Raw genomic sequence first — 26,348 nt, 5'->3', positions numbered from 1 at the left:
CCGTCAAGATCTGTCAGAAGTACTGGGAAGGTACATATTCCGACATCATCATCTCCATCAGCTTCATTTCCCGCTTATCCTTGCTGTCGAGGCTGGCATCCATGCCGAATTTCTCTTCAATAATGTCGACAATGGCCTCGGCAATTTGCTTGTACGCTTTCCGCGTGTAGTGCGTAAGACTATCCGTATGGTCCTGCGGACTTGTGAGAATCCGGCCCACATCGACCAGATACGTATTCGCCTGCTTTTCCGTAAAACTCCTCAGCGCAGCGTTCATGGCCGCGTGGTGGACGTGCATGTCCGTCTCGGCCCGGTCCCAAATCGGCACCTCGCTTCCGTTCACAAGGATGAGCACGGTTTTCTCCGGCAGCTTGCTGCGGATCCAGGCGAGGTTCTCGACAAGCTTCCCGGCGCTCAGCGGCCCCGTGAATTCAAGCTCCTCCTTGGCCGTCCGGAGCGTAGAATGATCGAGCTCGATGAACGTCCGCTCAATGACGAGGTCGAAGTTGCTTTCGTCCGTAAGAGGCAGGTAGTGGCTGCCGAAAGCAAGCGTAATCTCCGGATACCGTTTGGGGCGGTAAACGGCGGCTTTGTAGTCGAGCAGCACGCTGTAAATGACCACATCGTAGCGGTCTTCGAACATGGAAGTCCGCAGCATTCCCCCATCGAAGAAAGGAAACGTCCGTGTGAGCCAGTCCAATTGTTCCTCCGTATACACCGGTGCTTGAACGATGTAGTCGGTATGGTCGTTGCGAAGCTGATCGGAGTTCTCATTGAGATACCAGTACTCCGTTTCCCAGTCGAACGACCGGTAGAAGTTCAGGTAGTGCTGGACCTGCTCCAGATCGCACCCGCCCTTGATCAGACAGCGGATCCCGCCGCTTTGGGCAGGCTCAGGGTCGGACAAGGAAACATGCGTGATCCAGGTAGGGGGCGCGGGGCTTTTGAGAGTAGACGCGACTCCCCCTGCAATTTGGATTTCCGGCGTGCCGAGGTGGTGGTAGAGCCACTGCTCCACCCCGAAATTCATAATTCGGCAGGAGAAGAAATAATGGAGGAGCCGATTGTCCTTAAGGGCATAAAACCCGGTAATCCCGTAATCTCCGAACCGGTCGCGCACATGGATGCAGCCGGTGTCCACGGAGGCGTCTTCGATGAGGAGGAGCAGGTCGTCCCGGCTGATCCGGTTTTTCGTGAAATTGAGCTGGGCCGTTTTGTACATCATTTCGAAGATGCGCTCCTGATGGGGAAGGCAATCCTTCACAATGTCCACGCAGATGCGGCTGTCTTTAAGAAACTGTACATTAGAAGAGCCGGATGTTCCAAGGCTTTTGGCCGACTTCTCCAAAATCTTAAACTTCTCCAGCTGCTTGAGCTCCGGATCGGGCGATCCTTGCAGTTCGGGCAGATCCGGCAGTGTGCGGATTTGGTCCGGCGTACAGGTCCGGATGCCGGGATTTTCAAAACGCGCTTCGTGCAGATGCGAAGGCTCGTCGTCGATAAACAGGACGCTTTGCGGACGGAGCTTGCAGCCCGCTATGATTTTCTTGATCAGCTTGCCTTTCGGATTCCAGTTGATTTCCGGAAACACGAAATAATGCCACAAGCCGTGATCCTCCAGCATATCTTTGACCTGCTTAAAGCTATTCAGCGAGCATATGGAGTTCATGATTCCCCGGTGCGCAAGTTCCTTCAACACCTGTATGTGCTCTTCAACGAGGAGGACAGGCTCCTCCGAAATTACGCCTTTCCAGAAGGTTTGATCCATATCCCATATGACGAGCTTGATCGGTTCCGCGGTTGTATCCAATTCATTCACCCTCTTTAGACGAAATGGTAAGTGTGCAGTCCTTCTTCGGGGCAGAAGGATTAAGTATGGGCCTGCTGCAAATTCATGAAATCCGTCATCAGGTCCTTATAACTGGAAAGACTCCCGAAAATTTTTCCTGCTTTCGTGAGACGCTGGGCATCCTCCGGCCGGGTAATATCGTAAACGACCTCGGATTCGTACTCCAGGTTGTATTTCCAGAACAGCAGAACCTCGACAGGCACGCCATGGGGGTTGAGCGCAGCGAGCAGGTTCTTCTTCTCTTCGGGGCTGAACGGATCGGCGTCAAACACACGCTTCTCGGGTTCTGCGGCCATGTAAAGAGGATGGTTCTTCAGGACGATCCGGCTATCGTTGTAGTAAAGAACCCGGATGCCTTTGCGCAGGCAGAAATTCAGCGCTTCTTCCAAACGGTCCACGATGGGCTCGCCCTTGCCGTTCAGAGAGCTGTTGCAGATCACAGGAATTCCCGTCTGTTCGTAGAAGGACCGGAGAACCGGATACAACCGCTCATGCGCCGGACCGATCGTCTGGACGCGGGCCGTCTTATCGAGATGGAGGGCTGCTTGTATGCGGGACTGCCGGTCCGGTTTGGCCCGGAAGGTATGCAGCATGTACGGCGTTGCGAAAGCGTCCTCGAACCAGTCACCGACCTGTTCTTCCAGCACGATTGGAGCTACGGGACGCCACCACTCTCTCTGCTTCCACTCATTGATTTTATCCTTCGTCCGGCTTTGGCGCGGATCGCCGAGGATGGAACGGTGTCCGAGCGCACGCGGTCCTATCTCCGAAGCGCCCTGAAACCACGCGACAGGCTCCTCGACGATATCTTGGACAACCTGCTCCGGAGTATAGTCCGAGAGTTCTTCTATGAACGGATCGTACCTCGTAACGTCCGCCGGACGAAGAGAGGGATTGTCCCCGGAAGTTCCGTAGAAAGCATGGCCGAGCTTGAAACGGAGGCGTGTTTCCCCGGATTTTTTATAGAATGCAAACAAGCCCATTCCCAGCGAAATGCCCGAATCGTTCACGCAAGGAGGGGCGATAAAGCCCTTGAACTTGTAATGCTTCATCAGCCGGCTGTTGGTCGGGCAGTTCAGCGTGTAGCCGCCTGACAAGGACAAGTACGTCTCTTCGGGAACGATCCCGAACTGCTCGATAAGCTTGTCGATGGCGGACTGCATGATCTCGATCGTAATGGCTTGAATTTCTTTCATCGCCATGCTTGTCCGGTTATCCCGCTCCGAAAACAAGGGATCCCAGCCGGTGAAGCCGATGCCTTCTCCTTCAGCCACACACTTGTCGATATGGGCATCCAGCTCCTGCATGATGTTCTGCTTTACGAATTTGCCGTACGATCTTCTCTCCAGAGTGGAGAAATCCCGGGTCAAGCGGAACGGCTTCAGCAGCCGGCTACCGCTCGCCTCGGCCAGAGCCATCAGCGTCCCTTCTCGCTTCTGAAAATGGCCGGAGGCCAGTCCCCACCAGATGCCGGGTGATTCGACGGGAACTACTTCAATACTTCCTTTGCGGCTGTAAGCGGCCGAATAGTAGTATGTATTTTCCTTCCAGATCGGCGTGACGACGTTATCCGGCGCCGTATCTACCGCCAGGGACAGAATATCCGAGCTGTAGAACGTGTCCGTGTCGGATAGCAGGGAAGAGAAGAGATGGCAGATATTATGGTAGGCCATCTGGGGGTAGCGGTCAGCCGAGTGATAATCCGAATGTGTATCCAGGCCCGGCGTGCCCCAGATCTCGACAAGATCGTCCGGGCTCAGCCCGAGAGGCTGAAGCAGCTGAGAGATCAGGCTCATCGCCTGGGCCCGGTCGTAGAACGACAAATCATGCTGCTTCATTCCAGTTACTCTCTCCAGCTCCCAGTAGCGGACCAGCTTGATTTCGCCGCCGGTTTTCAGAAACAAAGCCATGTTCTGATCGTGCCGCTGCACAATATTCAGAAGATGACAGAACGGGTCGATGTGCAGGTAGGCAGCCAGATAGTAACCGTCTTTCATACGCATACCTTCTTTCCAAGGGTAGGTTTCCCTTCATTTTTACATGCGGGCTTTCCGGCTAACTCGGCTTATCTAAACGGATTTGCCTGGGCGAAATCGCTCAAGGAATGCCGATTCCGGGTGGGCGGTCTCTGCTATCATTAGTGCCATAACAATACTACCCAGCAAAATGGAAGGAGGCTTCCGCAACATGAGTTTGGAAAACGATCCTTTGCGCAGATTACGGGAGGAAGAAGAGATTCCGGAGAAGCAGCGGCTGGCTTTTCAGGAGAAGGGGCATGTCATGTTCCGTGGTCTGGTACGACCGGATGAGATGGCGTACATCGAGCCGTATATTCTCGATTTGGTGGAGCGCGAAAGCTACGAGGATAATATCCGGATGAAAAATTTCCGGAAAGACGGTAGGAAGGAAGTCCGCCTCGTCGAGAACATGAGGCACAAATCCGAGGTCATGCACCGCTTCTCGACAGCACACAAATTCGCTAAAATGGCCGCCGACCTGATGGGCGTGGAATCCGTGCGCGTCCTTGCGGACCACACGATGTTCAAAGAGCCCGGCGACCGCAATACGGCTTGGAACCAGGATTGCAACTATGTCGCGATCAACACCGACCGGATCATCAGCATGTGGCTGCATTTGACCGATCTGCGGGACGGGGAAGGGGCGCTGTCTTTCATCAGCGGCTCCCACAGACTGAGTGACCGCACCAAAGGCGACCTGCGCCACCTTAATACGGCCATCCGGGAAAACATGCCGATCGACAATTACGGCGGTGTTTCAGCGGGTGACGCGACTTTCCATGCGGGATGGACCTTCCATAGCGCGCCGGACAATCTGACGAACGAAACACGCAAAATTATCCGGATCATGTATGTGGACGGGGACGCCCGCATTATGAACGAGGAGGAAATGGGCCATAAGTACGCCGCCGGCATTTTTACGAAATACTTTATCGGCATGAATTACGGAGACAAGCTGGAGGACCCGGTTTATCCGCTCGTTTATAGTAAAAAGAGGAAAATTTGTTAACGCGTCGAATAGAAAACGGGGCAACCTTTAGACTACTATTTGTTAGGAGGAAATTTACGTGACCGAGCAAGTAAAAGCTAAAATCGAGAATTCATTGACGGTGCTTCTGGTTTCCGATCTGGAGAAATCGAACCAGTATTACCGGGATGTCCTGGGGTGCGAAGTCAATGATGTCTGGGCCATCCGGGATGACTTCGGACTGGGCTTCAAGCTCATTCAGGCCAAAGACCCGCAGGACGTGATACCCAACAAAGGAACCTGGAACACGTACGCTTATGTCGAGAACTTTTCCGGACTGGATGCTCTATATGAAGAATTGAAAGCCAAAGGCGCAACCATTGCGCTTGAGCCGATTGTGGAAGATCATGACTGGGGAAGCTGGAAAGAGTTCGCCGTTAAAGATATCGACGGGTACATTATCGGATTCGGTTCCGGCAACCGGAATTAATGGAATACGCATGTTTTTGAAAAAAGGACAGGTCCCCCGGACCTGTCCTTTTTTTGCGTTCGGAGAAGATTCGCAAAAAGCTCTGAAAACCGGGCAACAGAGGCAGATTGTATTTCCGGGCCGTCTGATACGATAAGGGCATAACGGCAGCATCGAAGAGCGGCGGTAAAGCTTGCTGGTGGACAGGAGGCACAACGTGATGACTTTAACCCGAATGAACGCGAGATGTTTTAATCAGGTGTTGTACGAGCCGGACGCAAACGCCATTACGAAAACGAGCAGCCACGAGCAGAAGCTAAGAGAAGAAACGATGTGGTATCTGGAGCTGCCCGAAGAGTTGAGGCACTATGTGCCGGATATCTTTTCGTATTCGCTGCAGAAGCCGGTGAACGTTTCGCTTGCCTATATTCCGAGTCCGACGCTGGCCTCCTTATTCGTGGAGGAGAAGCTGAACCCGGATCGGTGGGATCGTGTTTTTGCGGGAATAACCGGACTGCTGGATGATTTTTCCCGGTTTCCGGGGGAATTGAGGAGGCCTTGCCTGGCGGACATGTACATCCGCAAAACGTTCCAGAGGGTATCGGCCTTCCTGGCGCGGAACGAAAAAGCGAGGACCTTTTTTAAACGGGGGTATTACTGGCTTAACGGCCGGTTGACGCTTTGCCCCATCAAGATTTTTAACGAGCAGAGGGCGGACTTTCTGCAATTGCTGGACGATCCGAAAGCTTGCATTATCCACGGGGATTTGTGTTTCTCGAATATGCTTTACGATCCGGAGTCGGAGACGATCAAGCTCGTAGATCCGCGCGGGCGGTTCGGAAAACGGGGGCTCTACGGGGACCAGAGGTACGATCTGGCGAAAATCAGACACAGCCTGAGCGGGTACGAGCATCTGGTTCGAAACCGATACTCGCTGAAGGTTACGGAGAAAGGGCTGGACCTGCACATCGGCTTGACGGAGGAACAGGGCCGGTTACGGGATCAGTGGGACGGGCTCATTCGAAGCCTGGGATACGAGTTGCCGGTGATCAAGAAAATCGAAGCCTTGTTATTCCTCTCCATGCTTCCTCTGCACCGGGAGAGCGAGGAGCGGCAGCTGGCTCTGTATGCGCTGGGTACCCGGCTGATGTACGAGGCCTTCGATCACGAGCGGGGAGGCGCGGAACGATGAGGATTGTCATTGATCTGGACGGAACCATTTGCGAGTTGAAAAGGGAGGGCCAGTCTTACGCGGACGTAAGTCCCGTCGCAGGGGCTGCGGAGGCTCTGAAAACGCTGAAACAAGCTGGGCACATCCTTATTATTCATACGGCCCGCAATATGAAGACCTGTGAAGGGAATGTCGGAAAGGTAGTGGCGAATGTTGGCAAGTTGACGCTGGATTGGCTGGAGCATCACGGGATCGTATACGACGAGCTCGTGTTCGGCAAGCCCTACGGTCATCTTTATATCGATGACCTGGCCTGTACCTTCCGCAGCTGGGAGGAAGCTGCACAGCGGGTGAACTCTCTTGAGGCAGGCGCAGGGGCATGAACACGGGCATGAATCTTGTGATTCCGATGGCGGGTGCGGGCCGCAGATTCCGGGAAACCGGCTGCTCCCGGCCCAAGATGCTGCTCGACGTGCAGGGGAAGCCGATGCTTTACTGGGCACTGGACAGTCTGCGGGAGCACATTTGTCTGGACCGCACTGTATTTGTTTGCCTGGAGGAGCATCTGAACGTCTGGGATCTGGAAAAAAAGATCCGCGATTACGGCATCCGCCCGCGTATCGTTGCGGTTCCCTCCGTGACCCGTGGTCAGGCGGAAACCGTGCTGCTTGCACAGGGAGCGCTAAATCCGGCGGCTCCCCTGCTGATCTACAACTGCGATACGTATATGACTTCGTCGCTTGGCAGGACTCTCCGGTCCTTGGACGATGGAATCGACGGGCTGATTTCCGTCTTTCCCTCTTCGAATCCCGCATACAGCTACGTGGAACTGGATTCTGCGGGATTCGTCGTGCGCGTGAAGGAGAAGGAAGTGATATCGGACTTGGCTTCGACCGGCCTGTATTACTTCTCGGCCGCAGCCTCTTTCGTGCAGGCGGCAGAGGATGCGATCGCCGGCGGCGTCAGCGACGGCGGGGAATATTACGTGGCGCCTCTGTATAACCGGCTGCTTGCCGGAGGAGCCCGTATCGTCACGGATTTGGCCCGCACCTGCCACCCGCTCGGAACGCCGGAGGAGCTCCGGGAGTTCATTTCCCTTCATTCCGCGTCCGGCTCTTCCTGATGCGGTGCGGAATCCGGGGGAGTTCTTCCACTCCCGGCATATCGGCCAAAAGCCGGGCGCAACCCTAACCTTGTCGAGGCTGGTTGTTCCCGGCTTTCGGAGGCGGCGCTGCTTTCAGGAGTCTGAATCGGGTTTCACCACTTTCTTCACGGCGCCCAAATAACTGGCCAGGCATACGGCGGTACAAAACCATTCTTCATCATACACCCAGCGCTTCTCCCCCTGATAAATGGGGCTGCGGCATTTTGCATGCCCGCATACGGAGACGACGGCCGTCGAATCGGGCTCCGTCTCCCGGGCGTGACAGCGCAGCGAATACGGTTTCGGATCATAGCTCATGTCAAGGTTCTCCTCCTGCCTGCGGCTTGTATTTTGGCTGCACTGGGCAGCGGCGAGCTGCTTCTAGCATACGATGCCGGCGGGGAGGACCACTCATCTTTTGTTGACCGGCCCATGGAGTTTGTTGTTCATTGCCCCGGGATACAAACAAAGAGCGCCCAAGGGCGCTCTTTAACGATCCATACTCTCTTCTATCCGTCTGACCGGCGAACTCACTCCTGGATTCGCGAGTCTTTAATCACACTGGCTACCTTGCCCAATATTTTGACATCGTTCAGAATGATCGGCTGCATCCAGTCATTCTCCGGCTGCAGACGAATCCGGTCTTCCTCCTTGTAGAACGTTTTAACCGTCGCCTCGTCATCCAGTGTCATAGCCACGACAATATCGCCGTTATCCGCCGAGGCCTGCTGTCTGACGACAACCAGATCTCCGTCATCGATGCCGACATTGACCATACTTTCCCCGGATACGCGCAGAATAAAATGAGTTCCGCTGCTCAAGTGATTCTGAGGCAGCGAGAAATATTCCTCGATATTTTCAACCGCCGTAATCGGCTGTCCGGCCGTAACCCTGCCCACTACAGGAAGTCTCGTATAGTATTCGGTCGCAAGTCCCGTTTCCCGGATAGTATGGTCGGTGCTGTCCCGGAGCCTTTTCTTGGAACGCGAAGATCTGCCCGCCGGGCTATCTTGCCGGGAACCGGGAAGAGCTGCGGCAAGACGCTCTGCCAGGAGCTCGATAAGCTGGAGGTCCTGCGGAGAAAGGGAATGAAGCCTTGCGGCTAGGGGATGAGGTTCAACCTCTGCCGGGACGTCTCCGGACGGACGGTTTCTTTCCTTGCCGGTCATGAGCCAGTCCAGCGATACATTAAAATACTCGGAAATCGCAACCAGCGCTCTGGCCGTGGGGGTAGATTTCTTCTTTTCACTTTCCCAGTCGCTGATGTTTCCGGCGGAGACCTGCAAAATTTCGGCAAGCCTTGCCATCGTCAGCCCGTGTTTGCTCCGCAACTGCTTGATCCGTTTGTTAATCTCTTTCATTTCAATTCCCCCCTAACTCATGTATTGATTTTATACGAATAAGCGTATAAAATCAATGGAACATACGAATAAGCGTAAAAAATTCGAAGAAGGTGTGTCTATAGAATGATAATTATACCAAATTAGCTAGAAAGATGAGAATATGCCAATTTGATTAATATCATCAAAAAAACCATAGGTATTAAGCAATTAATGCAGAACATGAAAAAAACGCCAGTGATAATATGTAAATCAAGAACAGCACGTGAGCAGAAAGTCAACTGACTCGAAGAAAGAGAGGGAGATATTCGTGAGTGTACTTGTTGTCTTGTATCGCCAGTGGAAGAACAAGATCGAAACCGATTTTGTCGAGCAGATTTCTAAAAAAGCCACAGTCTTCACGACTGAGAGCTTCGCCAGCGCACTCCAAGCAGCCGCAGAAAGCAAGAGCAGGCTGATCGCCATCCTGACCGCTGAGGATTCTTTCCCCTCATCCTGGCCGGTTCATCAGTTCCCTACCCATTACCCGACCATGATCTTCACTGGACTTAACCGGCTTCATCTTCATTTGCTGAATATGCTCATTAACTCGGTAGGAACCTACCCGGAACCGGAAATGGACAACTCCATGTTCCAGCAATCGCTCGCTTACCTGGATGAAAATATGTTTGAGAGCGATCTTTCCCTGGAAAAAGTCGCTTCGCATATTTATGTAAGCAGATGCCATTATTCCAGAATGTTTCACAAGCAGGTCGGGGTAGGGTTTAAGGAATATATCATGAACAAACGGATTGAAAGAGCCAAAGCGCATCTTCGGCAGGGTCATCCGGTTACGGAGGTCTGTTATTCCGTCGGCTACAATGATTTAACCCATTTTTCGCGAGTGTTCAAACGTTTGGTGGGGGTGAATCCATCCGTCTACAGGCAAAGCGAGGTCCAGCAATCCATTAGCGTTTAGGAGGAGTATAGGATGAGAAAGAGAGTATTAGGCGGCTTTGCCGTCATTGCCGTACTGACCGGGATAGCGGTGCTCGCCGAATATGTCTGGCCGAAACCGTACGAGATTCCGGCGATTGCGGACAATGTCACGATCGCTCAGTATGGGCTTGATTTTACCAAAGAACGGAGCACGGATCTTCGGACTGCAGAAGGAAATATAGAATCCTTAATGACAGCGGTTAAAAAAGATCCCGACAATCTTGTGTACAGCAACGTGCTGCGTCTGAAAATGGCTGAAGAAGCGAAGACAAACGACTACATCAGCTTTATGGAAGAGGTCAAGCCTACGGCACAATCACGGCTGCAGCAGGCGCTCGCTTATGTGGATCTTTTGCAGGATAAAGATTTGGGGACTGCCGTACTAGGTCAAAAGTCTGCGAGATCCATTCAGATTCTCGACGGGATATTGGAGGAAAACCCGCATAACGTGCTGGCTCATTACAGCAGGGGATTGAACAATTTATACTGGCCGAAAGGTTTGCGCAGAAGCGAGAACGCTATCCAGGATTTGTCCTACTGTCTGGCCGTTGCGGACAAGCTGGAACAGCAGGACAAAGATCTTGTTCTCTGGCCGATGGTCTACGCAGCGCTGGGCGATGCCCTTGTAAAGAACGGAGATACCAGGAAAGGAATGAGTGTCTGGAAACAGGGAAGCGTTAAATACCCGAAAGACGCGCCTCTCAAGCAGAGGGCGGGGGCGGACGAGAAGCAGGCCTATGAAGTCGTGAAGAAAGAACGCGGCATTGACGGTTTTACGCGACCGGACGCCCGTATCTCCGATCTCAGCAAAATCTGGGTGAGGTGAGGAAACTATGACGAGGATCGTCGTTACCGGCATGGGTGTTATGACATCGGTGGGCTGCAATGTGGAGCAGTTCTGGAGCAATCTTCTGAGCGGCGTGCAGGGAGTCAAGCCGATCCGTTCCTTTCCGGTCGTTAACCATCCCTATAAGCTGGGCTGTGAAATCGAGGACCTTCATGCTTATTCGGGGGCAATGAATCCTGCCTGGGGCAGGGCGACCCGGATGTTTGTCACCACTGTAGAGGATGCGCTGCATGATGCGGGTATCCGTCTGCCGTCACTCTCATTATCAGAGATCGACTGGACAGGCAGCGAAGGAAACGGACAAAATTCCGCGCCTGAAACGGGCTCCAGCGCCGATTCCGGCCCTTCCCGGAGGATCGGCCTATGCATCGGCACGACCATGGGGGAGCTGGAGGCGCTCGAAGAATCTACACAGAAGCCGAGCCGGGGACGCTTGGCGGGACCTAATATGATAGCAGAATATGTCACCGAAGAATTGCAGCTGAGCGGGCCGGTCTGGACGTTGACGAACGCCTGTGCGGCGGGAAACTTCGCCATTGCCCGTGCGGTAGAGGAACTGGTCGCCGGCAGGGCGGACATGATGATCGCCGGGGGCGTCGACGCCATGTCCTGGTCCGCGTTTACGGGCTTCAGCTCCCTGCGGGCCATGGCACCGGACGTTTGCCGGCCCTTCGACGCCGGGAGGAAAGGGCTTCTGCTCGGCGAAGGAGCCGGCGTCGTGATCCTGGAAACCGAGGAGCATGCCGTGCGCAGAGGCGCGGTGGTACGGGCTTCTTTGCTCGGTTACGGGCTTGGCTGCGATGCCAATCATATCACGCAGCCCGATCCCGAAGCCGAGGGTGCCGTACACGCCATGCAGCGGGCTTTGACTATGGCCGGACTGGACAAGGAGCAGATCGGATACGTCAGCGCCCACGGAACAGGCACGCTTGCCAATGACCGCATGGAGGCCAAAGCCCTGTCGAGATTTTTCGGGCCGGGAATCCGGACCAGCTCCATCAAAGGGCATATCGGCCATACACTGGGGGCGGCCAGCGCCATCGAAGCCGTTGCCTGCATCAAAGCGCTGGAGACCGGCATTTTGCCGCCGAACCTGAATCTGAGGGAGAAAGATCCGCTCTGCTGCGTGGAAGTTGTCGCGAACGAACCGCTCCCATACCGGACAGAGTATATGGTGTCAAACGCATATGCGTTCGGCGGAATCAATTCTACGATTGTGTTAGGAAGGGCATGAAGATGAAACCTATTCATATTACGGGCATGAGCCTGCTGACCCCCGAAGGGCTGCAGTCTGTCGGCCGAAACCCGCAGCACGAGGCGGTCTTTGACAGAAGCCGTCATAAGGGAAGCCCCCTTCCGTCCGGTCTGATCCACGTGTCCGGCCGTAAAGGATTCAACCGCTTTTCCGACTTCGGCAAACTATGCTGTATGGCCGTGGAAGAGGCGCTCGGGATACGGGCGGAATCCGCCGAATCCTCCGCATCCGCCGAATCTGAGGGATGCGATTCGGGTCCGGACATGAGCCGGCGCACGGCTCTGGTGATCGGCAGCACCGTGTCCAGCCTTCACGCGGTGGCAGCCTTGCAGGACGATGCGGTGAAATACGGCGAAGGCAACGTGAACCCGCGCATATTTCCCGACACGGTCATGAATTCCATCGGAGGCTACGTGTCGATCTATTTCTCCATCCGGGGAACGAATGTGACGGTTTCCAACGGCGGCACGACCGCTCCCAAAGCGTTTCTGTATGCTTCCGCCCTGCTCGATCAGGGGGAGCATGACCGGGTGATTGTCTGTGTGGCGAATTTGTTCCCGCCGGAAAGGTTCCGGGACCGGATCGGCATACCGGACCCGGGCTGCGAATGGATAAGCGCCTTCGTGCTCGAGCCGCCGGACGGCGAGGGAGTGCCGCTGGCACGGCTCCAAATCCGAACGGAATCCGGCCGGGAACAAGGGAGTGGGGGAAGCGCGAACGTTTCGGCGAATGAATTCGATCTGGAATTGATCGCGCGTACACAAAGCCTTGCCGGAGGAAAGTGGGTCACCGGCCTCGGAGCGGAAGGCGTTCTTCATGCTTGCGTGCATCTGCCGGGAAAGGAAGAAGCTGTCTTATGAAGGAGCCTGTCTATATAACGGGATCGAGCATGCTCAGTTCTCTCGGGATCGGCAACGAAGCCGTCTGGGAAGCCGTGCTGGGCGGGAAGCGAACGATTTCGGAGCGGAGCTATACGCTCGCGGACGGAGAGGTGCTGAGGTACCCCGTCTACGCGATGCCGGACCTGCATCTCCGGGACTGGGCCGCGTCCGATACGGCCCGCAGGCTGACCGAAGACCGGCTCCACGAAGACCAGGACTTCGTCTATCTGCTGGCGGCTGCCCGGCTCGCGATACAGGACGCGGGTCTGGACAGGGATACGCTGGCGTCCACCGCGCTTGTGATCGGGCATGAGAATCTGGGCCTCAATCATTTGATCGACCGGATTATGAAGCCCGGTCATGCTGCGGGAGAGGATGGCGCGCTCCTGCATGCTTCTCCGCTGGCGTCTTACGATAAGCTGCGCGACGATTTTTTCAGGGTGCAGACATTCCCTTATTTGTTTTACCTGGCGGACGCGCTCGGCGTGAAAGGAATTTCCTACACCGTCAACAATGCTTGCGCGTCCGGATTGTATGCGCTGGAGCTGGGCAGTCAGCTGATCCGGTGCGGCCGGGCGGAGACCGTCCTCGTCGTGTGCGCCGACTATGCGCACGTGACCGAGCATCTGTGGCTCGGTCACAAGGGATTCGGCTCCGAGTCCGGAAGGCTGCGCCCCTTTGACCTGCGCAGGGACGGCTCCGTTCTCGGAGACGGGGCCGCGGCCGTCGTCCTGCAAGGGAGCAGGCAGGCCGCGCGTTGCGGACGGACGCCGCTCGGACGCTATCTGGGCGGGAGCTTCCGTCAGGACAGCTGGCAGATGGCGCTGCCGGATGTGACGGCACACACTTACTCCCGCGTCATAGAGGAAGCGGTCCGTACTTATGCCGGCCCGGACCCCGCGGCGGTGGATCTGCTCATCCCTCACGGAGCGGGAATGAAACTGTGGGACGCCTATGAAGCGAAAGAGATTCGGCTGGCGTTCGCCAATCTGGGCGGGCCCGTACCCGCCATGACGGCGCTGAAAGGTTATTTCGGCCATACGCTTGGCGCGAACAGTCTGCTGGAAAGCGTCCTTATGCTGCACGGCATGAAGCGCAGTCTGGTGCCGGGGGCCTTCGAGCATGAGCAGGCGGACCCCAAAGCGGATCTGCCGCTCATCGGGGAGCCTCTGCACAAACGCGTAGGCCTGGCCGTCAAAACCGTTACCGCCTATGGGGGCTTTCAGGCTGCGGCCGTATTTGAAAACGTGGACCGGGAGGAAGCTAAGTGAGCGGACCATTATGGGATTTCAAGGGGAAAACGGCGCTGGTCACGGGAGGATCGGGCGGAATCGGAGGGGCCGTTGTCCGCAAGCTGGCGCGCGCCGGGGCGAAGGTGGTCTTCACCTACTCCCGGGGCAAAGAAGCTGCCGAAGCGCTTCTCGAAGAATGCTCGGCGGAAAAGCTCGAAGTCAGCGCCCTGCAAGGCGATCTCTCCTCCGAGGCGGGGGTGAAGAAGCTGCTGGAGGAATTGGCCCGCTTCCGGTCGGAGCCGCTTCATCATGTCGTGAACAACGCGGGCATGAACGCGGATGTTCCCGTGTACCTGATGACCGGCAAGCAGTGGGCGGATGTGATCCAGGTCAACTTGAATGCCCTGTTCGGCATTTCTCAAGCCTTGATCCGCCCGCTTGCCCTGACCCGAGGCAGCATGGTCAACGTCGGCTCGGTTTCCGGTCTGACCGGCATAGCCGGGCAAGCCAACTATTCGGCGGCCAAAGCGGGCATCGTCGGCTTCACCAAGGCTCTCTCGAAGGAGGTCGGTCCGCTGGGCATCCGGGTGAATTGCGTAGCTCCGGGCTATATCGAGACGGACATGATTAAAGATTTCCCGGCCGCCAAGCAAAAGAAGCTGCGGGAAGGGATTGCCCTCAGAAGATTCGGGACTCCGGAGGAAACGGCGGAGATCGTCTTGTTTCTGCTGTCGGACAGTACGTCCTATGTAACCGGCGAGGTGTTCGGAGTCAGCGGTGGATTACTATAACCTAAGGGGAGGAAAGAAAACCATGGAAATCGTTGAACTTCAGAAAAAATTGATTGAATGGGTCGGTCAATTGACGGAACAGGAATTGGATGAGCGTGCTTTGTCGGAACCTCTTCAGGAGCTCGGTGTCGATTCTTTGATGGCGCTGGAGTTGGCTGTTCATGTGGAGCGCGGATTCGGAGTCCGTCTTTCGGAAGAAGAGCTTGCGTCCATCCGCACGCTGGAGGATATCGTAAAAGCGGCTCAGGCCAAGGAGCCCGGTTTATGACCGTTTTCGGACTTCTTTTGCCGGCTGCGGTTCTTGCCCTGCTGATATACGTGCGAATCTGCCATCAGAACATCGGCCGGATCACCGCGCTTTTTCCGTGGAAACAAGAATTTTTTGACCGCCGCTTCCAAGAAATTTTGCGCGCTTTTCTGAGCGGCAACAACTATGCCGTCAACCCTCTTAGGAGCATTTCGGGGATCAGGAGACGCCTGGACCGCAATTTTGAACCCTTTTACCGCGGATTTGCTTATGAGGGAGCCGGGATGGGGCTCGGCGCGAGAGCTTCCTTGTTCGGCCCGTGGAAGGGGAAGAAGTTCGAGGGCTATTTGCAGGAGCTCGATCCCGGTCACATTTATCAATATTACGTCGGACTGGGCTGGTGGCTTCATGCCAGATACGGCTTCCGGACGAACGCTTACCAGACTTGGGCCCGCAAGATTGACGCGTCCTACGCTCCGATTCTATTCGATGGGGTCGGCTTCAAAACGGGATTGTTTGAATACAAACAAAATCCCTATTGTATCGATAAGTTTAATGTGTTTAACCAGTATGAGCAAAGAGTCTGCTACCAGGGCTTCGGCCGCAGCCTATGGTTCCAGAACCGGTTTGAAATCGGACCGGTTCTGGCTGAAATCGACCGGCTGCCGGAACCTTTCCGGGGGGATGCCCTCAGTGGAACCGGACTGGCGGTTGCCTACAGCATGTTCGATAACCTGGCGGTTATCCTTAACGCTTACCGGCTCGTCCCGGACGGCGGTAAAGCCGCTTTTGCCCAAGGAATGGCGTTCGGCTGGGAAACCAGGCGGCTCCAGGACCGGGAGCACTGGCATGCGGTGCTGGACCGGTTGACGGTCCCGATGCAGCTCAAGATCGAAAGCTGGGTCGCGGTGGTTCATCAGGCGAGGAAGGATGCGGACGCCGGGCAGCCGGAGTCCCATTATGTGCGCTGGATCGACCGGACCCGTCACCTGCTTCAAAATCAACTTATGGAAGGTGAGAACTGAATGCGTTCCCTTAACCTTTGTGTAGGTGCCGCCGTCATACTTGCGCTCATTAGCGGCTGCGCCCCCAAACCCTCCGCGGATTACGGCTTTCATTACACGGATATTACGGAGAAATCCGGTATCAAGTACGTGCATGAGAAAGACACGTTCGACTCCAAAGCGGATAATATTATGCCTTGGTTGACCGCGACAGGCGCGGGTGTTGCCGTAGGGGACTACGACGGAGACGGTTTTATGGACGTCTACTTCACGAATTCCAAACGGGGAGGGAAGAATGCCCTCTTTCACAACAACGGGGACGGCACATTTGAGGAAGTGGGGGAGAAGCTGGGCCTCAGCGATATTAATAAGGAAGGCATTTCGGAGACCGCGCTCTGGTTCGACATGGATAACAGCGGACATCAGAGCCTGTTCGTCGGGGCCTGGGGCAAAAGCCAGCTTTTCCGCAACAACGGGGACGGCACCTTCACGGATATTACCGAGCAATCGGGAGTCGGCTATATCGGCTACGTGAGCGATTCCATGGCGATAGACTACAACCGCGACGGCAATCTGGATTTGTATTTGTCCTGTTATTTTAATGAGAAAACGGATTTATGGAACCTCGCCTCGACCAAAATCATGCACAACGATTTCGAACGGGCCAGAAACGGCGGCCGGAACGTTCTGCTTCGCAATAACGGAGACGGAACCTTCACCGACGTATCCAAAGAAACGGGCACAGACGATGTGGGCTGGACCTTGTCCTCCGGTGCGGCGGACCTGAACGGGGACGGCTGGCCGGACATTTATAACGCCAACGATTTCGGACCGGATATGCTGCTCATCAATCAGGAAGGCAAAGGCTTCAAGAAAGTCGTCCAGCCAAGGGGAATCGGCGACGATACATTCAAGGGCATGAACGTCGATTTCGGGGATGTGTTCCATAACGGAAAACTGGCCAATTTTGTCTCCAACATCAGCAAGGAGCAGTATCTGCTTGAGGGCAACCAGCTTTGGCAGGAAGACGACAAGGGTGTGTATGTCGACCGGGCCGAGGAAATGGGCGTTAAGCAGTCCGGATGGTCCTGGGGCGCCCGCTTCTTCGATGCGGACAACAGCGGCAACTTGAGCCTGATGGTTACGAACGGATTTATTTCCGCGAACAAAAAGAAAGATTACTGGTTCGATATGGGGACTTTGGCGACCACACCGGGCTATATCGTCGAAGATGTGAAGAACTGGCCGAAATTCGCCGACAAGAGCATGTCGGGCTACGAGCGGAAGCCGCTGTTCTGGAACAACGGCAGCAAATTTCAGGATGTATCCCAAGACGTCGGGATTACGTTTACCGATGACGGGCGCGGCGTAGCCGCTGTCGACCTGTTTAACCGCGGAGCGCTGGATCTGGTGTTCGCCAACCAAGGGGCTCCGGCCAAGGTGTACCAGAGCAGTGTTACGAACGGGAACCACTGGCTCAAGCTGCAGCTCGTGGGACGCGCGCCGAGCAGCCGCGATGCCGTCGGGGCCAAAGTGACCTTCGAGGTCGCCGGCGTGAAAACCGTCGTGGAACGCGATGCGGGCAACAGCCACGGCGGCCAGAGCGATCCCCGCATTCACCTGGGGCTGGGCAAGCAGGACTTTGCCGATGTGGTGACGATTCACTGGCCGAGCGGACGCGTTCAGGAGCTGCGTCACGTGCAGGGCGACCAGATTCTCAAAATCGAGGAGCCGGCCAATTAAAGGAGGCGGCTTGCATGTCCGTTGACAACGGAAGACTGTCTGCAGTGGAGGCATTCTCCTACGGAAACGAAGCGCCGGCGGGACAGGACTCATACGGCCTCGCGGAACAGGCCCGGCATCGGCTGCGTGATTATCGCGCGGTGCAGGGAGGACCGCAGGATGCGGGAGCGGGACCCGTACGGGCAGTGGAGGGCCTTTCCCTGCATTTGGGAAGAGTGGACCCGTTTTGCTTCTGGAAAGGAGAAGGATGACCCGATGAACCTTCATAAACTGGACCCGCGCTATCTCATCTTGACTTTTCTCGTCAGCTTTATGATAGCGGGTCAGCTCTTTCTCGGTTTTTTTCAAAAATGGGACGCTTTCTCGGCATCCGTTCTTACCGCTACGCTTACGGAACTGGTTCTGTCGAGATGGGTTTTCAAGGAATGGCGCTTTCCTTTAAGCGCCCTCATTTCGGGTATCGGCATCGGGCTGCTGCTGAGCTCGCATCTGGTATGGCCGTATGCGCTCGCGGCGTTCCTTGCGATCGTCTGCAAATTCGTCATCCGGATCGGAGGCAGCCACGTTTTTAACCCGAACAATATCGCGATCGTCACGCTGCTGTACTTCCTTCCGCAATACGCGGTGAGCACGCCCAAGCAGTGGACGAACGGATTCGGCATCATGCTCTTCATTCTTGTGCTGGGGATGGTAGCCGCTTATGCGGCCAGAAGGCTGGATACCGTGCTCGCCTTTATCGCCGGCTATCTTCTCTTCGCATCCATCCGGCACTGGGGTTTCGGGGAACCTTTTTACTACTCGTTCGGTCCCATGCTGGGCGCGTCGTTTCAGCTGTTTACGTTTTTTATGATCACCGATCCGAAAACGACTCCGCAGACCCGGAAGATTCGCATCATCGCCGCCTTGCTTATCGCTTTCGTAGATTCCGCCCTGCGGTTGAATGCGATCACGAACTCCTTATTTTATGCATCATTCTGGGTCATGCTCTGCTACGGCCTGCCTTACCGTCTTTATCGTACCCAACAGCAAGCAAGCCGCTTGTAAACCGGCGGAGCGGGGCAGTTTTTTGGAAACAGTGCTTCAATAAACGCGAAAAGCGATTCGTCAGGTGGCATCCGGCGGATCGCTTTTTTATTTTCCATCCCTTTCTTCTTATTAAAATGTCACAAAAGGGTTCCCACCATTTCTTGTTTTTGGTATGTTAGGGAGTGAGCTGTTTACAGCATTTCGGAATAAAATGAAACAAAATCGCCGCTCAAACGTTAGAAATAGCATGATAATTTCCTAACCGCATTTTGAAAGGATGAAAACGATGGAAGCTAACGTATTGATCATCGAAAAATTGGAAAACGGCGAATTGAAGACGATTGACGAGCGCACATGGAATGCGACGATGCTGGCAATGATGGAACATGCCAATTTTCTGTTAGTGGGCGGAAAAGAGTACGAAATGATCGAAGGAAGGCTCGACGTAGAAAATCAGAAGCTGGAAGTACTGGTACTGCCCATTAATAAAGCAATCGAGTGAGAAGTCAGAATTGGAGGGACTTGCAATGAACGACAATCTGAACAACAACGCAGGCGAGCTTAACGATACGGAAGCGGCTGAAACTCTTGAAGCGGCGGCGGGGGAATGCACAGCGGAAGCGGTTGCAGCGGATACGGCCGGAGCGCCCGAACCGGACTCTCCCGAAGCGGTGCTTGCCGCACGTGCGGCTGCGGAGGCTAAAGCGGCGGAAGCGCGTGCCGCCCGCAGAACGCGCACCCCGAAACCGCTTCGCGTGCTGAACACGTCGCTCGGCGTCGTGCTGGCGGCCAACCTGCTGCTGGTTCCGGCAGTCTACGCGGAGAGCAAAGCGGCCGAGCCGCAAATCATCGAATGGTCCAACGAGGATGTCAAAACCTATTTCGATCCGAGCGCGGACTGGAGCATTCCGCTCCCGGAGCAGCTGGATAAACCGGGAGCGACCCCGACTCCCACCCCTTCCGCAGGCGTAGGTACGGGCGGCACGGGGTCCGGAGTCGGCACAGCCGCTCCGGTCGTGTACAACAACGGCCTCAACTGGACCGACCTGATGCTGTATCATCTGATCTTCAACAGCGGCGGCTCTTACTCTTCGAGCGGCTGGTCCAGTTCGCGTCCGTCTTACGATTACCGCACGAAGAAGCCTTACTCGGTGCCGTCGTACGATTCGACGAAGTTTCAGAATAAACAAACGGCGAACTCGACGGTTAAGCCGAAGACTTCGAATACAACAGGTGCTTTTAACAGCAAATCGACGATCAATTCCCGGAACAACTCAAGCAAGAGCTCGTCCACTACAGGATCTTCTTCGACCAAAAGCTCGTCGAGCACGGGATCTTCCGGCAGCGGCTCTACAAGCACGAAATCGGGATCTTCTAGCTCTTCAAGCTCTTCCGGCTCCGTATCCTCCGGTTCATCGAGCAAATCCTCGTCCTCGTCGTCCGGCAGCATCGGCGGCAAGTCGGGCGGATTCAGCTCGTCGGGCAGCTCTTCCAGCGGAAGCTGATGGGCAGCCGGACATTCAGGGTACTCGGGCAGCCGCATAAGGAACGCAAGGCTTATATAGCCGAGCTGGACCGGATGGGTTTTACATGGGCCGATCTGGAACAGGAGCAATACTGGATCGACCAGCTTGTGCTTATGGACCGCGGTGTTTACGAGGAGCTGAACCAAGCGTCGAGGCTCTTGTGGGACATTTTCGATAAAGGGGCCCGGTTTGTTATCGGCCGGCGGGATTTATACGACATGCTGAGCATCCCGGAGGTGCTTTGGGACGGCCTGGATGTACTGGAACCTGGGCCGAAGGGGCTTCTCAGCCGCTATGCGCGCTTTGATTTCAGCATATCCCAGGAAGGGGATATCAAGCTTCTGGAGCTGAATGCCGATACCCCGACCGGATACGTGGAGGCATCCGTGGTCACGCCGTGGATGTGCAGCCGGTACGGCGGTCACAGCCCCAATACGGCAATGCCGGATCTCGTCCGCCACGCCTGGTCGGAAGAGATGCCGGAGGCTGCCGCATGCATAGATTACGGCAAACATCTGGAAGATTCGGGCACCATCGATATGCTGATCCGTCACAGCGGACTGGAGGTCCGGCCGGTGGATTGTCTGGATCTGTGGGTCGACGAAGGCATTCTCAAAGACGGGGAGAACCGCGAAATCCGAAGTATGTTTGCCCTTTATCCGAAAGAGTGGATGGGTGTGGACGACGGAGGGGAAGCTCTCGCGTACTCCATTGAGAACGGGCATTTGCAACTGTTTAATCCCCTTCACGCGATTATTCTGCAATCCAAGGGGCTGCAGGCCGTCATTTGGGGCCTGCATGAGATGATGGCCCCTCTGTTTACGCCGGAAGAGCACCGGATCATTGAGCGTTATATGCTGCCGACTTACAATCAGCCGGTTTTGGAAAGCAGCTACGTGTCCAAATCGATGTTTGGCCGTGAAGGAGGCTCCGTGCGGATGTACGGCGCTTCGGGCGAAATCGATATCCAGGATGAGGACGGCTTCGATACAAGCACTCTTTTTACCAACGTGTATCAGGCCCGGGCGGATTTGCCTCAGATCTCACTCACCCGTGGAGAATACCGGCTGCTTACCGGAATGTTTGTCATCAACGGACAGCCGTGCGGCCTGCTGGGCCGTGCCGGAGGTTTGATTACCGGCAATGCGAGTCATTTTGTGGCGATAGGAGTTGAACAGGAATGAGCAGACCTGCGATGAACAGCAGATACGGATCAGGCAAGAAGCGAAGCCGGGTCGTGATCGGGATTTTCTCAGCGCTTGTCCTTCTCCTGGTTTTCGGGTTAATCGGCGCGTGCTCCGACAAGAAAAGCGCGGGCGGTACCACCGCATCCGGCGGGGCTACAACCGAATCCAGCGTAGTTCCGTGGGATTATAAAGTCGAGCAGGCCAAGGTAGGAGATCTGATCGGGGGAGACATGACGCTGCTTCCGAACAACGACATGCTTCCGAACGACGGTAATTTCGCTACGGGAGACTCGGTTTGGGTCATGAGCTTTATGACCGCCGAAATGAAGACCGGAACCGATGGGAAGAACGATGTCAAGCTTTCGGGATGGACCCCTCTGAAAACATTTAAAACCGAAAGCGAAGCAAAGGCCGACATGAGCCAGCTCAAAACGGAAATTCAGACCGAGGTCGATCTCATCGGCGTCTACAAGACGCAGTACGGGGATAAACACCGGGACTTCGCCGTCGTCTCCATGCCATCGGGACATAAGGTGAAACAGCCGATTTCCGATGAGCGCTATACGGCGATTAAAGACAAGAAACGCGTGAAAATCGTCCTCGAAGAAGTGCACGATTTCTCGAATTATGATTTGGCCATGTCCAAGTTCAGGGGGTGGGCGGAATGATCGCCTTGAATATTTTAGTCAGCTTTATCGTCATCGTGGCTTTACAGATTATCGGCATGGTCATTTTTAACTGGATTACGCCGTTTAACGACATGGAGGAACTCCGCAAAGGCAATAAGGCGGTAGGTCTGGCCTTGGGCGGGCAATTTTTCGGAACGGCCATTATTCTGGGCGTTGCGGCTTACACGAACTCCTCGATCTTTCATATGGCCATGTGGTTTGCGATCGGGTACGTCTGCCTGCTTCTCACCTACTTCGTTTTCGACCTGCTGACGCCGGGCGTCAAGTTGTCCGAGCAGCTTAAGGACGGCAATGTGGCGGTAGGCATCATGCTGTTCGCGATCTATGTAGGCGTCGCGTTTTCCATGAGCAGCCTGATTATTTAAGATCATCCGCTGAAAAAAACAATCCCCGTCAACCGGAAGCCTTGGAGGCCCGGTGCGGGGATTTTTGCTTTGAACGGAGTGCGATTGACAACCGTCATGTCAAGCCGCACCGCGTGCTGTGAGCTCGTACGGTGCGAGCGTCTTAAGGTCCGGGTGTCTCTTCCGATTGATCGTCGCCGGGATAATCCCGCTCGATTCCGTAATGAAGCTCGCGGTTTTCGTAGCGGAACCGGTTCGTTGGACGCTGGTCATCCCGCCACGGAGTGCTTTTGCCGAGCGATTCGCTTAGAACGGACGAGCCGTAAGGACCCTCCGGAAATTCTTCGGGGATCGTATCGTTCCGCTGGGACTCGACGGTAGACAGGTCGGCGCCCCGGCTTTCTTCTTTTAAAAATTCATCACCCATGGGGATCCTCCTGATCAGGCGGCCTGATTAAGCGCTGCCGGTGGTCTTTTCCCATTTTCTCCCCCGGAGGCTTCAAATATCCGTGAAATTGACAGTGCCCACGATCTGGAAAAGGAAAGAGCGAAGCTCTTCGGCCTCTTCCTCGGAGATTTTATATACGTGTTCGAGATAGCCTTCTTCATTCAAATCGTCCGGACCGATGATGGCGGTTTTGCCGGATTGCAGGTCGGTGATCATTTTTTTGCCGTAAAAACGGTTGGTATTCGTGACCGCCAGATCGAAGCGGTGCAGGGACGAGCCTACAAAGCAGACAAAGCGGGTCGAGGTATCTTCGGTATGGTCATATAAAAAATCGAATTCGGACATCACGTTCACTCCATTTACCGGTTAATACTCCCGATTATATCGGAAGTGGGGCGCGGCGTCCAAGAGCGGTCACGAAAACGGGAAAAAAGATCGTTTTTTAATGTTGTCTGAAGGAAAGAATTTTGCCGGGTTCAAGCGTTTTGCGGTATGATAAGGGCGAGCGGTATATTTTTGAAAAGCGGAATGGAACAAGCGGGACAGATTCGAGCTGGCCGCAAAATCACACAGCGGGGGCGCACTATATACCCGTGCAGGGAAGTTTCGTTGTTAGATAGGAATGGCAGAGTGTTTTAAAACTAGAACTCAGGTGTATCTCTATAATTTCTCGGGAAAATGGGCGGATTTGGAGCCCAGAAGAAGGATGGAAAGAACGATACGTACGCTTTTCTGAACGCGGCGGTCTTGTGCGGCTTTGGTCATGGCGGGCTGCCTCCTTTTTTGTGTAAGGGGATGAGTCACTAAAGCGATCTTGTTTATAAACCAATTCTACACCGGACAACGGTCTGGCGTAACGGACTCCGGTACGAGGCGAGACCCCGACAAAGGTCCAGGCTTCGAGGAGTGGACCGATCCTAAAGTTTGTTGTTTGGAAAAGAGGGAACAGTATGTCGCCGCATTTATTCAAAGTGGAAAGTGTTATCCGGCAGGGACAGGGAGTGTGCAACGAGGATGCGCTGCTTCTGGCGCCCGAAGAAGGCTTGTTCGGCGTGATCGACGGCGTCTCGGGCCTGACGCCGTACCGGGACGCGCTGGGCCGCACCGCCGGCCTTATCGCGTCGGCGCTTGTGGCGTCCCGCTTCGCGGACGCCGGCGGGGCCGATCTCGAGCGCACCACGCTCGAGGCCAACGCGCGGCTGCACGGAGAAATGGAGCGCCTGCAGGGGCGCTCCGAAGACACCGGCAGCCGGTGGGGCGCCGTCCACGCCGTTGTGCGCGTGGACGAGGACCGCATCGCCTGGGTGCAATCAGGCGACTGCATGGTTTACGCCGTCTACGAAGACGGCGTGGTGCGCGCGGTGACGCGGGACTCCGTGGAGCCCCACGACGAACGCGCACTGGCGCTCTGGCGCCGGGAATATCCCGGCGAGTGGGAGCGCAGGGTCCAGCCGCCGGAAGTGACGGAAGCGCTGCGGGCGAACCGCAGGCGCGCCAACCGGCCCGGCGGCTACAGCGTCATCAACGGCGATGACGCGCTGGCCCGGCACCTGGAGAGCGGGAATATCGCCCGCTCGGGGCTGGCGCACCTGCTGCTCGTCACGGACGGGATTTATCCGTGGCGGGAAGAGCATCGGAAGAGCCCGGAGGAATGGGTCCTTGCGGTAATCAGGGCGGGGCTGGAAGCTTATGTGGACGAGCTGGAGGCATTCGAGGAGGACGATCCGGAATGCCGCAGCGTGCAGCGTTTCAAACGTTCGGACGATAAGACCGGGATTTTACTCTCCTTTTCCAAAGAAAGCCGATCGGATAGCAAGACTGTTCGTTGAAAGAGAGATTCTTGTAAAATCAGTTCATGTATGGTAGGATATGGGATATAGCTCAGTGCACAGAGGAAGCACCTCTCCACTTGCGTTTTATTACGCATAAGGAGAGGTGCTTTTTGCGTTTCCGGGCCTTATTCACAATCAAAATAGAGGAGGAAAGGTATGAACGTCATTTATTTAACGACTTTGGAGAAACAAGTGGAAGAAGGGAAGGTTAAGCAGGCTCAATTTTTTGCGGGGGAGAAGACGGGAGTCTGGCAGGCCATGTGGAATGAAGTGAACGACAACGGCAAGCCGATCCAGGATATCTGGTATGAAGGGTTTTCTTGGGAGGAACTTGTCGGTGCCATTAAGAAAGGGCTTCAACTAAAGCTGGCGGAAGGCTTTAAGCCTCTGCTCCGGGGAATCGGGGAAGAACAGGCGGGTTTATCTGCCAAGGCGGAGATGACACAGCTTCTTCAATACTACGGTGAGGTTCATGCCGATGAGACCCTCTATGAAGAGCTGAGAGCGTGGAGACGCGAACAATCTTTCAAAGAAGGCCGCTCGCCGTTTATCCTGGCATCCAACCGGATGCTGCAGATGATCGCCGCATTTTGTCCGCAATCGTTGGAAGAATTGCTTCACATTCCAGGCTTCGGACAAAACCGGGCTTCCAAATACGGAGGCGATGTCCTGCGGATCACGAGAGACAAGCAGCGTCAGACGGATTTTCCGCTGGATTGGGTTGCAGCCGCCACAGACCGTTCGCAGTTCGAAGCCTGGATGAACCGGCAGCTGGAACGCCGGGTACAGAAGGAGGCTGCGAGACAGTCGGGCAAGCGCAGACTTTTGGAAACGATGGCAAGCGGCGGGAGTCTGGCGCAGCTCCGGACCGAGCTCTCGTTTACTTCCCGGGAGCTGGTTGCTTTGCTCGAAGAGCTGGAGCGGGATGGCTACGATGTACTCGCGGGCATTGAGAACGAGCTTGCCCAAGTGCCGTCCGAGCAGCTAGCCGAGGCGGAGCGTCTGTTCGCCGAGATGGGAGACCGCTACCTGAAACCTATCCTCCAGGGCTTGTACGGGGAGCAGCTGCCCGATGCCCAGACGGCCGACGGCGTCTATGAATGGCTGCGGCTGCTGAGATTCAAAACACGGAAGCAGAAGGAGGAAGCGGCGAAGGAACGGGACAGTGGGCAAAAAGCCGGGTAGCCGTGATGCGGTAAAGAGGCAACGATAGACAGGCGGCTTTGACCCGTGTTTCAGAAAGCCCACTGCATTAGCAGAAAGAGAGCGATTCCGACTCGCCGGCCCCCGATCCTCTCCTTAAATCTTAACCTTTTTGTAACCAGTCTGGAGGCTCCGTTCAATTGTAAATAAAGGGCGG

29 protein-coding genes are annotated in these 26,348 nt (G+C 55.4%); 23 read left to right on the top strand and 6 right to left on the bottom strand.

The window, feature by feature from the left end; genetic code table 11:
• Positions 1 to 13: 13 nt before the first annotated feature.
• On the bottom strand, positions 14 to 1,810 hold the full coding sequence (locus AC2TF6_RS23270) for an HAD-IIIC family phosphatase (RefSeq protein ID WP_491308702.1): 1,797 nt from the start codon (positions 1,808 to 1,810) through the stop codon (positions 14 to 16).
• 59 nt (positions 1,811 to 1,869) lie between these two features.
• Positions 1,870 to 3,846, bottom strand: a complete 1,977-nt coding sequence (locus tag AC2TF6_RS23265; RefSeq protein ID WP_491308701.1) for a carbamoyltransferase C-terminal domain-containing protein — start codon at positions 3,844 to 3,846, stop codon at positions 1,870 to 1,872.
• 190 nt (positions 3,847 to 4,036) lie between these two features.
• Between AC2TF6_RS23265 and AC2TF6_RS23260 the strand changes: the two genes are divergently transcribed.
• The 5 genes from AC2TF6_RS23260 (at position 4,037) to AC2TF6_RS23240 (ending at position 7,597) form a co-directional block, all read left to right on the top strand.
• Positions 4,037 to 4,876 carry a phytanoyl-CoA dioxygenase family protein gene (locus AC2TF6_RS23260; RefSeq protein ID WP_491308700.1) on the top strand — a complete coding sequence of 280 codons (840 nt, stop codon included), beginning with the start codon at positions 4,037 to 4,039 and terminating at the stop codon, positions 4,874 to 4,876.
• Positions 4,877 to 4,934: 58 nt separating this feature from the next.
• Positions 4,935 to 5,324, top strand: a complete 390-nt coding sequence (locus tag AC2TF6_RS23255; protein ID WP_491308699.1) for a VOC family protein — start codon at positions 4,935 to 4,937, stop codon at positions 5,322 to 5,324.
• Positions 5,325 to 5,523: 199 nt separating this feature from the next.
• On the top strand, positions 5,524 to 6,495 hold the full coding sequence (locus tag AC2TF6_RS23250; RefSeq protein ID WP_491308698.1) for a hypothetical protein: 972 nt from the start codon (positions 5,524 to 5,526) through the stop codon (positions 6,493 to 6,495).
• On the top strand, positions 6,492 to 6,857 hold the full coding sequence (locus AC2TF6_RS23245) for an HAD hydrolase family protein (protein ID WP_491308697.1): 366 nt from the start codon (positions 6,492 to 6,494) through the stop codon (positions 6,855 to 6,857). Before AC2TF6_RS23250 ends, AC2TF6_RS23245 begins: the two co-directional genes overlap by 4 nt.
• A complete protein-coding gene (locus AC2TF6_RS23240) occupies positions 6,854 to 7,597 on the top strand; it encodes a glycosyltransferase family 2 protein (RefSeq protein WP_491308696.1) in 744 nt (247 codons plus the stop codon). Before AC2TF6_RS23245 ends, AC2TF6_RS23240 begins: the two co-directional genes overlap by 4 nt.
• 114 nt (positions 7,598 to 7,711) lie before the next feature.
• Here the strand turns inward: AC2TF6_RS23240 and AC2TF6_RS23235 are convergent, their stop codons facing one another.
• Both AC2TF6_RS23235 and lexA read right to left on the bottom strand, forming a co-directional pair.
• Entirely contained in the window at positions 7,712 to 7,936 is a 225-nt protein-coding gene (locus AC2TF6_RS23235; RefSeq protein WP_491308695.1) for a hypothetical protein, read from the bottom strand.
• Between the two features lie 212 nt (positions 7,937 to 8,148).
• Positions 8,149 to 8,979 carry a transcriptional repressor LexA gene (gene lexA, locus AC2TF6_RS23230; protein ID WP_491308694.1) on the bottom strand — a complete coding sequence of 277 codons (831 nt, stop codon included), beginning with the start codon at positions 8,977 to 8,979 and terminating at the stop codon, positions 8,149 to 8,151.
• Between the two features lie 289 nt (positions 8,980 to 9,268).
• On the opposite strand from lexA, the gene AC2TF6_RS23225 reads away from it, so the two are divergent.
• The 16 genes from AC2TF6_RS23225 (at position 9,269) to AC2TF6_RS23150 (ending at position 22,729) form a co-directional block, all read left to right on the top strand.
• Positions 9,269 to 9,916: a helix-turn-helix transcriptional regulator gene (locus tag AC2TF6_RS23225; protein ID WP_326055415.1), complete on the top strand. Its 648-nt coding sequence runs from the start codon at positions 9,269 to 9,271 to the stop codon at positions 9,914 to 9,916.
• Positions 9,917 to 9,928: 12 nt separating this feature from the next.
• On the top strand, positions 9,929 to 10,762 hold the full coding sequence (locus AC2TF6_RS23220; protein ID WP_491308693.1) for a tetratricopeptide repeat protein: 834 nt from the start codon (positions 9,929 to 9,931) through the stop codon (positions 10,760 to 10,762).
• A 7-nt stretch (positions 10,763 to 10,769) separates the two neighbouring features.
• The gene (locus tag AC2TF6_RS23215; protein WP_491308692.1) at positions 10,770 to 12,017 is read left to right on the top strand and encodes a beta-ketoacyl-[acyl-carrier-protein] synthase family protein; all 1,248 of its coding nucleotides are present in this window, start codon (positions 10,770 to 10,772) and stop codon (positions 12,015 to 12,017) included.
• A 2-nt stretch (positions 12,018 to 12,019) separates the two neighbouring features.
• Complete coding sequence (locus AC2TF6_RS23210) at positions 12,020 to 12,898, top strand: beta-ketoacyl synthase N-terminal-like domain-containing protein (protein ID WP_491308691.1); 879 nt, start codon at positions 12,020 to 12,022, stop codon at positions 12,896 to 12,898.
• The gene (locus AC2TF6_RS23205) at positions 12,895 to 14,190 is read left to right on the top strand and encodes a beta-ketoacyl synthase N-terminal-like domain-containing protein (RefSeq protein ID WP_491308690.1); all 1,296 of its coding nucleotides are present in this window, start codon (positions 12,895 to 12,897) and stop codon (positions 14,188 to 14,190) included. Before AC2TF6_RS23210 ends, AC2TF6_RS23205 begins: the two co-directional genes overlap by 4 nt.
• Entirely contained in the window at positions 14,187 to 14,942 is a 756-nt protein-coding gene (locus AC2TF6_RS23200) for an SDR family oxidoreductase (RefSeq protein WP_491308689.1), read from the top strand. The genes AC2TF6_RS23205 and AC2TF6_RS23200 overlap by 4 nt, the downstream gene beginning before the upstream one ends.
• A gap of 22 nt (positions 14,943 to 14,964) precedes the next feature.
• Entirely contained in the window at positions 14,965 to 15,210 is a 246-nt protein-coding gene (locus AC2TF6_RS23195) for an acyl carrier protein (RefSeq protein ID WP_491308688.1), read from the top strand.
• Entirely contained in the window at positions 15,207 to 16,214 is a 1,008-nt protein-coding gene (locus AC2TF6_RS23190; RefSeq protein WP_491308687.1) for a DUF1702 family protein, read from the top strand. The genes AC2TF6_RS23195 and AC2TF6_RS23190 overlap by 4 nt, the downstream gene beginning before the upstream one ends.
• Positions 16,215 to 17,936 carry a CRTAC1 family protein gene (locus AC2TF6_RS23185; RefSeq protein ID WP_491308686.1) on the top strand — a complete coding sequence of 574 codons (1,722 nt, stop codon included), beginning with the start codon at positions 16,215 to 16,217 and terminating at the stop codon, positions 17,934 to 17,936. It abuts the gene before it with no gap.
• Positions 17,937 to 17,950: 14 nt separating this feature from the next.
• On the top strand, positions 17,951 to 18,187 hold the full coding sequence (locus tag AC2TF6_RS23180; RefSeq protein WP_491308685.1) for a hypothetical protein: 237 nt from the start codon (positions 17,951 to 17,953) through the stop codon (positions 18,185 to 18,187).
• Between the two features lie 4 nt (positions 18,188 to 18,191).
• On the top strand, positions 18,192 to 18,980 hold the full coding sequence (locus AC2TF6_RS23175; protein ID WP_491308684.1) for an RnfABCDGE type electron transport complex subunit D: 789 nt from the start codon (positions 18,192 to 18,194) through the stop codon (positions 18,978 to 18,980).
• Positions 18,981 to 19,248: 268 nt separating this feature from the next.
• Entirely contained in the window at positions 19,249 to 19,464 is a 216-nt protein-coding gene (locus AC2TF6_RS23170) for a hypothetical protein (RefSeq protein ID WP_326055396.1), read from the top strand.
• Positions 19,465 to 19,489: 25 nt separating this feature from the next.
• Entirely contained in the window at positions 19,490 to 20,467 is a 978-nt protein-coding gene (locus AC2TF6_RS23165) for a hypothetical protein (RefSeq protein WP_491308683.1), read from the top strand.
• On the top strand, positions 20,467 to 21,672 hold the full coding sequence (locus tag AC2TF6_RS23160) for a glutathionylspermidine synthase family protein (RefSeq protein WP_491308682.1): 1,206 nt from the start codon (positions 20,467 to 20,469) through the stop codon (positions 21,670 to 21,672). The genes AC2TF6_RS23165 and AC2TF6_RS23160 overlap by 1 nt, the downstream gene beginning before the upstream one ends.
• On the top strand, positions 21,669 to 22,343 hold the full coding sequence (locus AC2TF6_RS23155) for a signal peptide protein (protein ID WP_491308681.1): 675 nt from the start codon (positions 21,669 to 21,671) through the stop codon (positions 22,341 to 22,343). The genes AC2TF6_RS23160 and AC2TF6_RS23155 overlap by 4 nt, the downstream gene beginning before the upstream one ends.
• Positions 22,340 to 22,729 carry a DUF350 domain-containing protein gene (locus AC2TF6_RS23150; RefSeq protein WP_491308680.1) on the top strand — a complete coding sequence of 130 codons (390 nt, stop codon included), beginning with the start codon at positions 22,340 to 22,342 and terminating at the stop codon, positions 22,727 to 22,729. The genes AC2TF6_RS23155 and AC2TF6_RS23150 overlap by 4 nt, the downstream gene beginning before the upstream one ends.
• A 142-nt stretch (positions 22,730 to 22,871) precedes the next feature.
• On the opposite strand, the gene AC2TF6_RS23145 is transcribed toward AC2TF6_RS23150, so the two are convergent.
• Together AC2TF6_RS23145 and AC2TF6_RS23140 are read right to left on the bottom strand one after the other, a co-directional pair.
• Positions 22,872 to 23,135: a hypothetical protein gene (locus tag AC2TF6_RS23145; RefSeq protein WP_042229375.1), complete on the bottom strand. Its 264-nt coding sequence runs from the start codon at positions 23,133 to 23,135 to the stop codon at positions 22,872 to 22,874.
• 72 nt (positions 23,136 to 23,207) lie between these two features.
• Positions 23,208 to 23,501 carry a DUF3055 domain-containing protein gene (locus AC2TF6_RS23140; protein WP_042229373.1) on the bottom strand — a complete coding sequence of 98 codons (294 nt, stop codon included), beginning with the start codon at positions 23,499 to 23,501 and terminating at the stop codon, positions 23,208 to 23,210.
• 605 nt (positions 23,502 to 24,106) lie between these two features.
• Here AC2TF6_RS23140 and AC2TF6_RS23135 point away from each other — a divergent pair.
• On the top strand, positions 24,107 to 24,985 hold the full coding sequence (locus AC2TF6_RS23135; RefSeq protein ID WP_491308679.1) for a protein phosphatase 2C domain-containing protein: 879 nt from the start codon (positions 24,107 to 24,109) through the stop codon (positions 24,983 to 24,985).
• A 159-nt stretch (positions 24,986 to 25,144) separates the two neighbouring features.
• Positions 25,145 to 26,173, top strand: a complete 1,029-nt coding sequence (locus AC2TF6_RS23130) for an HRDC domain-containing protein (protein ID WP_491308678.1) — start codon at positions 25,145 to 25,147, stop codon at positions 26,171 to 26,173.
• The last annotated feature ends 175 nt before the right edge of the window (positions 26,174 to 26,348 follow it).

This window comes from Paenibacillus sp. JNUCC 35 (assembly GCF_058269095.1).
This window is presented reverse-complemented; position numbering and strand designations above follow the sequence as displayed.

Bases quoted from the DNA above. Each gene is read 5' to 3' on its own strand.
- AC2TF6_RS23265 (WP_491308701.1), bottom strand. From the start codon at position 3,846: ATGAAAGACGGTTACTATCTGGCTGCCTACCTGCACATCGACCCGTTC.
- AC2TF6_RS23260 (WP_491308700.1), top strand. From the start codon at position 4,037: ATGAGTTTGGAAAACGATCCTTTGCGCAGATTACGGGAGGAAGAAGAG.
- AC2TF6_RS23250 (WP_491308698.1), top strand. From the start codon at position 5,524: ATGACTTTAACCCGAATGAACGCGAGATGTTTTAATCAGGTGTTGTAC.
- AC2TF6_RS23245 (WP_491308697.1), top strand. From the start codon at position 6,492: ATGAGGATTGTCATTGATCTGGACGGAACCATTTGCGAGTTGAAAAGG.
- AC2TF6_RS23240 (WP_491308696.1), top strand. From the start codon at position 6,854: ATGAACACGGGCATGAATCTTGTGATTCCGATGGCGGGTGCGGGCCGC.
- AC2TF6_RS23235 (WP_491308695.1), bottom strand. From the start codon at position 7,936: ATGAGCTATGATCCGAAACCGTATTCGCTGCGCTGTCACGCCCGGGAG.
- lexA (WP_491308694.1), bottom strand. From the start codon at position 8,979: ATGAAAGAGATTAACAAACGGATCAAGCAGTTGCGGAGCAAACACGGG.
- AC2TF6_RS23220 (WP_491308693.1), top strand. From the start codon at position 9,929: ATGAGAAAGAGAGTATTAGGCGGCTTTGCCGTCATTGCCGTACTGACC.
- AC2TF6_RS23215 (WP_491308692.1), top strand. From the start codon at position 10,770: ATGACGAGGATCGTCGTTACCGGCATGGGTGTTATGACATCGGTGGGC.
- AC2TF6_RS23210 (WP_491308691.1), top strand. From the start codon at position 12,020: ATGAAACCTATTCATATTACGGGCATGAGCCTGCTGACCCCCGAAGGG.
- AC2TF6_RS23205 (WP_491308690.1), top strand. From the start codon at position 12,895: ATGAAGGAGCCTGTCTATATAACGGGATCGAGCATGCTCAGTTCTCTC.
- AC2TF6_RS23195 (WP_491308688.1), top strand. From the start codon at position 14,965: ATGGAAATCGTTGAACTTCAGAAAAAATTGATTGAATGGGTCGGTCAA.
- AC2TF6_RS23190 (WP_491308687.1), top strand. From the start codon at position 15,207: ATGACCGTTTTCGGACTTCTTTTGCCGGCTGCGGTTCTTGCCCTGCTG.
- AC2TF6_RS23185 (WP_491308686.1), top strand. From the start codon at position 16,215: ATGCGTTCCCTTAACCTTTGTGTAGGTGCCGCCGTCATACTTGCGCTC.
- AC2TF6_RS23180 (WP_491308685.1), top strand. From the start codon at position 17,951: ATGTCCGTTGACAACGGAAGACTGTCTGCAGTGGAGGCATTCTCCTAC.
- AC2TF6_RS23175 (WP_491308684.1), top strand. From the start codon at position 18,192: ATGAACCTTCATAAACTGGACCCGCGCTATCTCATCTTGACTTTTCTC.
- AC2TF6_RS23170 (WP_326055396.1), top strand. From the start codon at position 19,249: ATGGAAGCTAACGTATTGATCATCGAAAAATTGGAAAACGGCGAATTG.
- AC2TF6_RS23165 (WP_491308683.1), top strand. From the start codon at position 19,490: ATGAACGACAATCTGAACAACAACGCAGGCGAGCTTAACGATACGGAA.
- AC2TF6_RS23160 (WP_491308682.1), top strand. From the start codon at position 20,467: ATGGGCAGCCGGACATTCAGGGTACTCGGGCAGCCGCATAAGGAACGC.
- AC2TF6_RS23155 (WP_491308681.1), top strand. From the start codon at position 21,669: ATGAGCAGACCTGCGATGAACAGCAGATACGGATCAGGCAAGAAGCGA.
- AC2TF6_RS23150 (WP_491308680.1), top strand. From the start codon at position 22,340: ATGATCGCCTTGAATATTTTAGTCAGCTTTATCGTCATCGTGGCTTTA.
- AC2TF6_RS23145 (WP_042229375.1), bottom strand. From the start codon at position 23,135: ATGGGTGATGAATTTTTAAAAGAAGAAAGCCGGGGCGCCGACCTGTCT.
- AC2TF6_RS23140 (WP_042229373.1), bottom strand. From the start codon at position 23,501: ATGTCCGAATTCGATTTTTTATATGACCATACCGAAGATACCTCGACC.
- AC2TF6_RS23135 (WP_491308679.1), top strand. From the start codon at position 24,107: ATGTCGCCGCATTTATTCAAAGTGGAAAGTGTTATCCGGCAGGGACAG.
- AC2TF6_RS23130 (WP_491308678.1), top strand. From the start codon at position 25,145: ATGAACGTCATTTATTTAACGACTTTGGAGAAACAAGTGGAAGAAGGG.